The organism is Paracoccus sp. PAMC 22219 (assembly GCF_000787695.1).
Lineage (GTDB): Bacteria > Pseudomonadota > Alphaproteobacteria > Rhodobacterales > Rhodobacteraceae > Paracoccus.
Map to the genome: position 1 here is coordinate 46205 of NZ_BBPH01000076.1, position 9010 is coordinate 55214.

At 68.8% G+C, this 9010-nt stretch carries 6 protein-coding genes; 2 read left to right on the plus strand and 4 right to left on the minus strand.

Going from position 1 to position 9010, the window contains the following annotated elements; translation table 11 throughout:
* Window positions 1-90: 90 nt before the first annotated feature.
* The 4 genes from TY51_RS09480 to TY51_RS09495 form a co-directional block, all read right to left on the minus strand.
* Window positions 91-1920, minus strand: a complete 1830-nt coding sequence (locus tag TY51_RS09480) for a response regulator (RefSeq protein WP_042248809.1) — start codon at window positions 1918-1920, stop codon at window positions 91-93.
* Complete coding sequence (locus TY51_RS09485) at window positions 1910-2773, minus strand: protein-glutamate O-methyltransferase CheR (RefSeq protein ID WP_042248813.1); 864 nt, start codon at window positions 2771-2773, stop codon at window positions 1910-1912. Before TY51_RS09485 ends, TY51_RS09480 begins: the two co-directional genes overlap by 11 nt.
* A complete protein-coding gene (locus TY51_RS09490) occupies window positions 2770-5835 on the minus strand; it encodes a response regulator (RefSeq protein ID WP_231558990.1) in 3066 nt (1021 codons plus the stop codon). The genes TY51_RS09485 and TY51_RS09490 overlap by 4 nt, the downstream gene beginning before the upstream one ends.
* A gap of 163 nt (window positions 5836-5998) precedes the next feature.
* A complete protein-coding gene (locus TY51_RS09495; RefSeq protein WP_042248817.1) occupies window positions 5999-6547 on the minus strand; it encodes a cytochrome b in 549 nt (182 codons plus the stop codon).
* Window positions 6548-6625: 78 nt separating this feature from the next.
* On the opposite strand from TY51_RS09495, the gene TY51_RS09500 reads away from it, so the two are divergent.
* On the plus strand, window positions 6626-7393 hold the full coding sequence (locus TY51_RS09500; RefSeq protein ID WP_231558991.1) for a CDP-alcohol phosphatidyltransferase family protein: 768 nt from the start codon (window positions 6626-6628) through the stop codon (window positions 7391-7393).
* Window positions 7390-8967: a sulfatase gene (locus TY51_RS09505; protein ID WP_042248820.1), complete on the plus strand. Its 1578-nt coding sequence runs from the start codon at window positions 7390-7392 to the stop codon at window positions 8965-8967. Before TY51_RS09500 ends, TY51_RS09505 begins: the two co-directional genes overlap by 4 nt.
* Window positions 8968-9010 lie beyond the last annotated feature (43 nt).

The window sequence follows — 9010 nt, forward strand, 5'->3', positions numbered from 1 at the left end:
GGGTGCGGGGTTCCGGAACGCATGCCCTGTCCCGGCCTGCGCGCGTGAACGCGCGGCAGGTCGATCCGACATGTGACAGGAAGGCTGTCCTTATTCCGCCGCATCCGGCATCCCGCGCGCCAGCAGCGCGGTCAGGATGGTTCGCAGCGTGTCAGGGCGGAACGGCTTTTCGATCAGCGGCGCATGGTCGAACCCCTGCGGCAGGTTTTCGCGCCCATAGCCCGACACGAAGCAGAACGGTACCGACAGGCTGTCGAACAGGGCGGCGACCTCGTCCACCGGCTCTCCCTTGAGGTTGCCGTCCAGCAGGGCCAGGTCGACCGGACCGTTGCGGGCGGCGGCCAGCGCCTCGGGGACGCTGCGGGCGACGGCGGTGACGGTGGCCCCGGCATCCTCCAGCTCGTATCGCAGGTCCAACGCGACCAGCGGCTCGTCCTCGACCAGCAGCACGCGGGCGCCCTGCAGGGTCGACACGCGCACAATGGGCTGCCCGGCCAGCGCCTCGGCCGCGGCGGCCTGACCCGACAGCCGGGTGACGCCTTCGGTCAGGCGAATGGTCCAGACGACACCGTCGGGGTTCCAGTCGGCGCTGACCGCCGCGGCGTCGCCGCCCCCGGCCGCCCCGATCAGCGTCATGCCAAAGCCCATGCGCGACGGCGCGGTCACCGTCGGCCCCCCCGTCTCGCGCCAGGTCAGGACCAGGCGCTGACCCTCAAGCCGCCAGGCGATATGCACGATGCCGCCCGGAACCGACAGCGCGCCGTATTTCGCCGCGTTCGTGCCCAGTTCGTGCAGGGTCAGCGCCAGGCGCAGCATGGTGTCGGGCGCCAGTTCCACCGGCGGGCCGTCGCGGCGCAGGCGGTCGCCGTCCAGCGTGCCCGAGCTGATCTGGTCATCGATCAATTGGTCCAGCGGCGCGCTGGCCCAGGTCGCATCCGACAAGATCGAATGGGCGCGGGCCAAGGCCTGCAAGCGGCCGCCAAAGCTGGTCTCGAATTCCGGCAGGCTGCCGGACTGGCGCAGGCTTTGGCGGGCGATGGCCTGGACGTTGGCCAAGGTATTCTTGATGCGGTGGTTCAGCTCTCCGATCAGCAGGGCGCGGACCTCTTCGGACTGCTTTCGTTCGGTGATGTCCTGGACCTGCAGCGACAGCGACTGGCGGTTCAGCCCCTCGGACAGCACCGATCCATAGACCTCGCAGCAGATCGGGCCGATATCGGCGTGATCCAGGCTGATCTCGGCCGAGAAACGCGGCACGCCGTCCTGCTGGCTGTCCAGCCAGCCGGTCAGCAGCGCGGCCCCCTGTTCGTCCAGCCAGCCCGCCGCGGTGGCGGTCATGCCCAGCATGTCGCCCGCCGGGCGCCCGAACATGCGTTCCGCCCCCTTGGACCAACTGCGCACGCAGAGGTTCCGGTCCAGCGTCACAAACGCCAGCGGCGAATTGTCGGCATGCGCCTTCAGCTGCGCCATCGCGCGGTCGCGGTGCAGCGCGATGTCCTGCATCTCGTCGCGCTGGCGCTGCAGGTCCTTGGCTTGCCGGCCGATGCGAAAGAACACCTCGGCCTTGGATTTCAGCACCACCGGGTCAATGGGCTTGAAGATGTAATCGACGGCCCCCGCCTCGTATCCGCGGAAACGCCGGGCCTCGTCCATCTCGGCGGCGGTGACGAAGATGATCGGCACGCCACGGGTGCGTTCCGTGGACCGCATCAGTTCGGCCAGCTCATAGCCGTCGGTGCCGGGCATCTGCACGTCCAGAAACGCCAGCGCGTAATCGTGCTGCAACATCAGCTCCAGCGCCTCGGTCGCGGATCGGGCGGTGTCGACCACCAGCCCGTCGCGGCGCAGCAGCGCCTCCAGCGCCATGATGTTTTCCGCGATGTCGTCGACGATCAGGAAACGGATGGGTCTATCGGGCATGAACAGTCTCCTGGTCGGCAGTCCGGCGCCAGATCCGGTCCGGTTCGGCAAAGGCCGCAAAGGACGCGGCATGGGTGGAAAAGCGCAACGTCTCGTGAGAGCCGAGGCCAAGAAAGCCGCCCCGCGCCAGAGCCTCGGCGAACAGGCCCACGGCGCGGTCCTGCAGCGTTCCGTCGAAATAGATCAGCACGTTCCGGCAGGACACCAGCTGCACCTCGGAGAACACCTGATCGGTGGCTAGGTTGTGTTCGGTGAACACCGTGCGCGACCGCAGGCACCGATCAAAGGCCGCGCGCCCATAGGCGGCGGTATAGTAATCCGACAGCGACCCCAGCCCCCCCGCCCGCTGATAGTTCTGCGAAAAGACCGGCAGGCGGTCGATGTCATAGATCCCGGCCTCGGCCCGGGCCAGGGCGCGGCGGTTGATTTCCGTGGCATAGAACATCGTGCGGTCGAACAGGCCCTCCTCCTGGAACAGGATGGCCAGGGAATACAGCTCCTCTCCGTCGGCACAGCCCGCCACCCAGACCTTCAGCGACGGAAAGGTCCGCAGATGCGGGATCACCTCGCGGCGCAGCGCCAGGTAATAGGCCGGGTCGCGGAACATCTCACTGACCTGCACCGTCATCGCGTCGATGATGTCGGGCAGCACGGCGGGGTCGTGCAGCAGACGGCCCTGAACCTCGGACAGGGTCGCGCAGCCCAACCGTTCGCGCGCCAGTTCCGCCCGCCGCGCCAGCGACGTCCGCGAATAGGACCGGAAATCGTAATGGTGGCGCCGGTTCAGCGCCTCCAGGAACAGGTCCAGCTCGATCGCATCGGCCGCGTGCAGGGGGACGGGATCGACGCTCATCTGGGCATCCAGACCCGGGTCAGCGACAGCAGCTTGTCGACGTCCAGGGGCTTGGGCAGATAATCGTTGGCCCCCGCCGCCAGGCACTGGTTCTGATCCTCGGCCATGGCCTTGGCGGTCAGCATGATGATGGGCAGCGACTTCCAACGGTCGATCTTGCGGATCTCTCGCGTGGCGGTCAGGCCGTCCATTTCCGGCATCATCACGTCCATCAGCACCAGGTCCACCTTGGGCGCGGCACCGTCGTTGATGCGGCCCAGGGCCTCCAGCGCCTCGCGGCCGTTCCGGGCGATCTGGACGGTCGCGCCATGCGGCTCGAACACGCCGGTCAGGGCATAGACGTTGCGGATGTCGTCCTCGACCACCAGGATGCGGCGCCCTTCCAGCTGCGCGTCGCGGTTCAGCGACGCGGCCAGCATGTCGCGCTGTTTCTGGGGCAGGTCGGACACGACCTGGTGCAGGAACAGCGTCACCTCGTTTATCAGGCGTTCGGGCGATTTCGCGCCCTTGATGATGATCGATTTCGAATAGCGGCGCAGGCGCTGCTCCTCGGCCTCGGACAGGGCGCGGGCGGTATAGACGATGACCGGCGGAAAGGACGCCGTGCCGTCCCCGTCCAGCTGTTCCAGCACCTCAAAGCCCGACGCGTCCGGCAGGGTCATGTCCAGCACGATGCAGTCGACCGTCTGGCTGCGGCAGACCTGCAGCGCCTCGGCGGCGGTGCCAGCACCCACCGTCTCGACCCCGTCGCTGGTCAGCAGAGCCTTGAGGCCCAGCATCTGTGCGGGATCGTCCTCGACGATCAGAACCCGGCGCAGACGCTGCTCCAGCCGCGTTTCCAGGTTGCGGATCGCCGTGGCCAGATCGTCCCGGCGCACCGGCTTCATCATGTAGCTGATGGCCCCCTGGGCCAGCGCCTCCTTGGTGTAATCGTCGGCCGAGACCATGTGCACGGGAATGTGGCGCGTGGTGGTGTCGCGTTTCAGCCGGTCCAGCGCGGACAGGCCCGAATGATCGGGCAGGCCCACGTCCATGACGATGGCCTGCGGCAGGAAATGGCGCGCCGCACGCACCGCGTCATCGGCCCGTCCCACACAGACGCAGCGGAATCCCAGCTCCTGCGCCAGACCGTACAGGATGCGGGCAAAGGCCGGATCGTCCTCGACCACCAGCATGACCCGGTCCCCGGCCGCGATATCGGCGCGGTCGTCATCGACCCCCGACAGCGCATCCAGCATCATCGGCGCGGGTTCCGGCATCGTGGGCACGGGCGCGGACCGCCGCGCCGGGGCGGGCGATTGCAGCGCGGGGGCCGCGGGCAGGATCAGCGTGAAGGTGCTGCCCTTGCCGGGCGCGCTGGTCAGGGTGATCCGCCCGCCCAGCAGGTCGGCCAACTCGCGGCAGATCGACAGGCCCAGCCCCGTGCCGCCAAAGCGGCGAGAGATGGTGCCGTCCGCCTGCCGGAACGCCTCGAACACGGTCTCCTGCTGGCTGGCGTCGATGCCGATGCCGCTGTCCTGCACCGACAGGGCGATCCCCTGCGGCGCAGGAGAGACATGCAGCACCACCTGCCCCCGCTCGGTGAACTTCAGCGCGTTCGAGATGAAGTTCCGCAGCACCTGTTCCAGCCGCTGCCGATCGGTGTGGAAGGCCGCGACGGCCGGATCCACCTGCGCGGTCAGCGTCAGGCCCTTGTCGCGGGCCTGCGCCTCGAAGCCACGGACCAGCTTGTCGGCCAGCACCTGCGGGTCGACCGTGTCGCGCGACACGTCCATCTTGCCGGATTCGATCTTGGACAGGTCCAGGATGTCGTTGATCAGCGCCAGCAGATCCTTGCCCGACGCCTCGATCGTCTCGGCCCAGCGGACCTGCTCCTCGGACAGGTTGCGGCCGCGGTTGTCCGACAGCAGGCGCGACATGATCAGCAGCGCGTTTAGTGGCGTGCGCAGTTCGTGCGACATGTTCGCGACGAATTCGGACTTGTAGCGGCTTTCCTGCGCCAGCTCCTGCGCCTGATCCTCCAGCATGCGGCGCGACCGGGCCAGCGCGTCGCGCTGTTCCTCCAACTCCTGCGTCTGGCTCTCCAGCTGCGCGTTCTGCTCCTCCAGCTCGGCCTGCTGGGCCTCCAGCCGGCGCTGGCTGTCCTGCAGGGCGCGGGTCTGCTCCTCCAGCTCCTCGTTCGAGGCGGCAAGCTCCTCTGTATGGGCGCGCAGCTCCTCGGCCTGGCGGCGGGTCTCCTCCAGCAGCTCCTGCAGCTGCTGGCGGTACTGGGCGGAGCGCAGGGCAATGCCCAGCTTGTCGCCGATACGTTCGAACAGGTCGATCACGCGCGGGCTGGGGGCGGAGTCCAGCCCGAATTCCAGCACGCCGTTGATCAGCTGACCGTCCCGCATCGGCACGATCAGCGCATGCGCAGTGCGCCCGCGCGCCAGCCCCGACCCCCAGCCCAGCGCCTGGTCCGGCGCCAGCGACATCTGCAGGATGCGGCCTTCGGTGATGGCCCGGCCCAGATGGCCTTCGTCATCGGCCACACGCTCGGCCAGGGCGGCCCCGTCGGTGCCCCACTGCGCCAGCCGCATGTGGCCGTGACCGTTGCGGGCATAGGCGACGGCGGCGCGCGCGCCGATCCGGTCGGCCAGCACCTGCAGGACCTGACGGGCCAGCTTTTCGGTCGACAGGTCGCCCTGCACGGCGCGGGACACCGCGACCTGGGTGCCGGTGATCCAGTCGGTGTCCAGCAGCTTGCCGCGGGTCACGATCAGTCTGCGCCCCAGAAAGCCCAAGCACAGATAAACGATCCCGGCCAGCGCGCGGTTGATCCCCGCCAGCGTCGGATCGATGCCGACATTGTCCTTCTGGAACGCCAGCGCCATCGCCCCGCAGACCAGCACGGCCGTGGCAACCGGCAGCGCGGGCCAGCGCGCGAAGACCGCAAGACTCAGCGGCAGGATATAGATCAGCCAGACCGCCGTCCCCAGAGGCACCATCAGATCCAGGGTGAACACGCCGGCAAGGGCCGCTCCGATGACGATCAGAATCGTCAGGTCTAGGGTCTTGGTCACGGTCTCTCCTGAACGGCAGTATTTTCGACGGCATCGTCGAACGTCCCGACCGGGCCTTTCGTTCAACCGCCTGTGATCGATATTTGATAAGTCGACGCCACCAGACGGTCCCCGTCATCCGCGCCGCACGGCCATATCCAAACCGGATGGTCCTGTCGAGGGCTCAGCGCGCCCGCGGCGGCCACATCCGCCCCCAGACCCCGTCGCGCCGGATCAGCGCATGGTGCAGCGCCGCGCCGACATGCAAGACCAGCACCGCGATCAGCGCCCAGGCCGCCAGTGCGTGCAGGCTGCTTGCGGCATCGGCCAAGGGTTTCGACCGGGGGATCAGCGTCGGCAGGCCAAGCGCGTCCAGCCCCTCGATCGGAAAGCCGCCGGCGCGGACGCGGACATAGCCCGACAGCGGCATCACCACCATCAGCGCGTACAGCGCCAGATGCGACAGGCCCGCCGCCCGCCGTTGCCAGGCGGGCATGGTCGCGGGCAGAGGCGCGGGCGGATGCGTCAGCCGCCAGACCAGCCGCAGCGCGATGATGGCGATCAGCAGGCTGCCCACGTTCTTGTGAAACAGGTAAAGCGCATCGCCAAGGCCGCGATCCAGCCCATCCCGCACCATCAACAGCCCCACCGGGATCATCGCCAGGACCAGCGCCGCGACCAGCCAGTGCAGCATCCGCGCCGTGGTGCCATAGCCTGCGGATCGATGATCCATGTCGCAGTCCTCCTGTTCCGACAGGATAGCCCGCGATCGCGCTGAGGCAAGCGTGTTGAGAAGTCCGCTTGACGCGTCATGCGCCTGTCATATGTTCAGCCGATGCAGATTTCCCGCCCCGACCTTGCCGATCCGGCCATCAGACCGGCCGCCGCCGCAGGCCGCCGCCTGCCCGAGGGGCTGATCCTGGCCATTCCCGCGGGCCTGGCCCTGAACCTGGGCGTCGGCGTGATGGTCCTGGGGCAAGGCACCGGCGCGCTGGCGGCGGGTGCCGTCTATCTGGCGGGGGCGGCGCTGGTCTGCGTCGCGATGCGCCGCCATTATCCGCATGCAAGGCTGGGGTGGTGCAATGCCGTGACGCTGATGCGCATGGCGCTGACGGCGGCGCTGATCGCGCCCCTGGTCGGCGGGGTGGCGGCGGGCTGGGCCGTGGCCGCCATCGCGACGATATCGCTGTCGCTGGACGGGGTGGACGGCTGGCTGGCGCGGCGCAGTGGGCTGTGTTCCGAATTCGGCGCCCGCTTCGACATGGAGGTCGACGCGGCGCTGGCGCTGATCCTGGCGCTGCATGCCCTGGCCGGCAGTCCCGTCGGGGCGGAGATCCTGGCGTTGGGCGTCATGCGCTATCTGTTCATCGGCGCGGGGCTGATCTGGCCGTGGATCATGGCGCCGCTGCCGGTCAGCTATGCGCGCAAGGCCGTCTGCGTGCTGCAGCTGGCGACGTTGATCGCGCTGCAGGTGCCGGTGCTGCCGGATGATCTGGCGATCACGCTGGCCCGGATCGCGGCGGCGGCGCTGATCTGGTCCTTTGGCCGCGACGTGCTGTGGCTGCGGGGCCATCGGTGACGCCCCGGCCCTGGTCGGTCCTTGCCGCCATCCTGTTGCTGCACGGCCTACTGGCCCTTCCTGCGCATCCTGACCAGCTGGCCTGGACCGCGCTGGCCCGCCCCGCACCGGAACTGGCGGTCGTGATCCTGATGGCGCTGGCTGCGGGTCGGTCGCTTGCGGGGCAGTTGCTGCGCGTGGCGGTCACACTGACCCTGACCCTTGTCACCGTACTCAAGGTCGCGGACCTGGCGATGCTGGAAAGCTTGGGACGGCGGTTCAATCCGGTCGCGGACCTGCCGCTGATCGACGCCTCGGTCCGGCTGATCGCGGGCAGCCTGGGGCCGTGGCAGGCCGCGGGCGCCGTCCTGGCCGCGCTGCTGGCCATGGCGCTGATCGCTGCGGGGACGTGGTGGGCCGTGGGTGTGCTGAGGCGCCGGGCACCGCAAGCCGGGTGGGCGCGCGCCGCCAGCCTGGCCGCATCCGCCGTGGGCATCGCCCTGCTGACCACGATGCCGCCCCCCACCGCCACCTATGCCGTCGACCGCGCGCAGCTGTCGGCACGCACCGTTATGGAACTGCGCCAGTTCCGCGAACAGGCGCGACAGGACACGCTGGCCGGGCTGCAGGACCCACTGGCGCTGATCGACCGCGACGTGCTGGTGATCTTTCTGGAAAGCTATGGCCGGACCAGCTTTGACAGGTCCTTCTTTGCCGACGCGCACTTGCCACGGCTGCGCCAGGGACAGCAGGCGCTGCAGGATCGTGGGTTGGCCATGGCGTCGGGGTTCCTGACCTCTCCGACGCATGGAGGACAAAGCTGGCTGGCGCATGCGACGCTGGCCAACGGGCTGTGGGTCAACGACCAGACCCGCTATCAGGCCGCCATCGCCAGCGGGCGCCGCACGCTGTTCCATCACGCAGCCGATGCCGGGTTCCGCACCGCCGCCGTGATGCCCGCCATCGTCCGTCCCTGGCCCGAGGCGTCGACCATGGGGTTCCAGCGGATCCTGGCCGCGCCCGACCTGGGCTATCGCGGGCAGCCCTTCAATTGGGTCACGATGCCCGACCAGTTCACGTTGGAAGCGACAGACCGCCTGTTGCGCGACGGCAGCGACCCGCGCCGCCTGTTCGCGCAGATCGCCCTGATCTCGTCCCACGCGCCCTGGACCCCGGTCCCGGAGATGCTGCCGTGGGAGGATCTGGGCGACGGGACCGAATTCGACGCGATGGCGCAGGCGGGCGATCCGCCGAACGTCGTCTGGCGCGACCGCGACCGGGTGCGGGCGCAATATCGCGATACCATCGACTATACGCTGCAGGCGGTGCTGGAATACGCCGCGCGGCAGGGGGACGACGCGCCGCTGATCCTGCTGATCGGCGATCACCAGGCGGCAACCCCCATCGGCTTGGATGACCGGCGCGAGGTTCCGATCCACGTCATCGGCCCGCCCGATCTGGTCGCCCTGACCGACGGATGGGGCCTGACGCCGGGGCTGATCCCAGAGCCAGGCAGCACGGCGATGCCGATGGACGCATTTCGCGACCGTTTCATGCGCAACTTTTCCGGGGCCGGGGACGTGCCTCCTGCATGAACGTGACACGCAGTCTTCAAATCCTGGTCGCCCTGGCGGTGAT